Origin of the sequence: Micromonospora sp. NPDC049799 (assembly GCF_040656655.1) — a bacterium.
Taxonomy (GTDB): domain Bacteria; phylum Actinomycetota; class Actinomycetes; order Mycobacteriales; family Micromonosporaceae; genus Micromonospora.
In genome coordinates this window covers 1-1,345 of sequence record NZ_JBFAMU010000846.1, presented here as the reverse complement: position 1 = coordinate 1,345, position 1,345 = coordinate 1, and the positions used below count along the sequence as shown (strand labels likewise).

2 protein-coding genes are annotated in these 1,345 nt (G+C 75.6%); both read left to right on the top strand.

Going from position 1 to position 1,345, the window contains the following annotated elements:
- A partial coding sequence (locus AB0I76_RS30015; RefSeq protein ID WP_357042527.1) for an FMN-binding protein occupies positions 1-416 on the top strand: 416 nt, incomplete at its 5' end.
- Positions 417-462: 46 nt separating this feature from the next.
- Positions 463-1,182 (top strand): FAD:protein FMN transferase, encoded by a 720-nt coding sequence (locus tag AB0I76_RS30010; protein WP_357042530.1) that lies wholly within the window; start codon positions 463-465, stop codon positions 1,180-1,182.
- Positions 1,183-1,345: the final 163 nt, after the last annotated feature.

Genomic DNA, 1,345 nt, shown 5'->3' with positions numbered 1-1,345 from the left:
CGCCCCGGCCCACCCGCAGCGCCAGCCGCGCCCCCTCGGCCCGGCCCACGACCGGCTCGGGGTCGGATTCGGGCGGTCAGACCCGGACGCCGTCCGCGCCGCGGACCACCACCAAGCCGCCGGCCCAGCCGACCACCCGCACGGTGACCGGCCCGGTGGTGGAGAACGAGTACGGCAACGTCCAGGTCCAGATCGTGCTGTCCGGCTCCCGGATCGTCGAGGCGCGGGCGCTGGAGCTGCCGGAGGAGACCGCGCAGTCCGACCAGCGCAGTGAGCAGGTCGACGGACGGTACAGCGGCAGCGGCGGTCTCGTGGTGCAGCAGCAGGACGCCGACCTGGACACCGTCTCCGGCGCGACCGCCACCAGCACGTCGTACAAGCAGTCGTTGCAGGCGGCCATCGACCGGGCGAACTGACGTGCCGGCGTTGACCCGCCCCGGGCTGCGCCGGGTCGAGCAGATCATGGGTACGGCGATCAGCCTGGACCTCGCCGACGACCTGCCCGCGGACCGGCTGCACGAGCTGGCCGAGGACGTCTTCGGCTGGCTGCGTGAGGTGGACGCCCGGTTCAGCACGTACCGCGCCGACAGCGAGGTGTGCCGTTTCGACCGGGGGGAGCTGCTGCTCTCCGAGGCGTCGGCGGACCTGCGGCTGGTCCTGGAACGCTGCGCCGACCTGTGGGGCGCCACCGACGGGTTCTTCGACGCGTACGCCACCGGTGGCCTCGACCCGTCCGGGTACGTCAAGGGCTGGGCCGCGCAGGTCGCCTCCGACCGGCTGCTCGCCGCCGGGGCGGCCAACCACTGCCTGAACGCGGGCGGGGACGTGCGGGTCCGGGGCCGGTCGTCGTCCGGCCGGCCGTGGCGGATCGGCGTCCGGCACCCGTGGGAGGAGACCGCCACCTGCCTGATCCTCACCGGCACCGACCTGGCCGTGGCCACCTCCGGCGTCTACGAGCGCGGACACCACGTGCTCGACCCGCGCCGGGGCACCCCCGGGCGGGGGCTGCGCTCGGTCACCGTGGTCGGGCCGGATCTGGGCGTCGCCGACGCGTACGCCACCGCGGCCGTCGCGATGGGCGTCGCCGGGATCGGCTGGCTGGACCGGCTACCGGGTCACCGGCACGCGGTGGTCACCGACGACGGCCGCTGCCTGCACTCCACCGACCTGCCGCTGGAGTAAGGAAGGGGCCCCGCTTGACGCCTGCGGTAGAGGAAGGGTCCCCGCTTAACACCTCGCACCCGCACCGCGTACCGCGCACCGCACTGCGCGCGGCGGGTGCGGGGTCAGCGGGCGGGGCGGTGGGTGCCGGCGGGGCGGGAGCCGGCGGGCCGGGGACGGCCCG

Excerpts from the sequence above, each read along its gene's own strand:
- AB0I76_RS30010 (WP_357042530.1), top strand. The coding sequence starts at position 463 with ATGGGTACGGCGATCAGCCTGGACCTCGCCGACGACCTGCCCGCGGAC.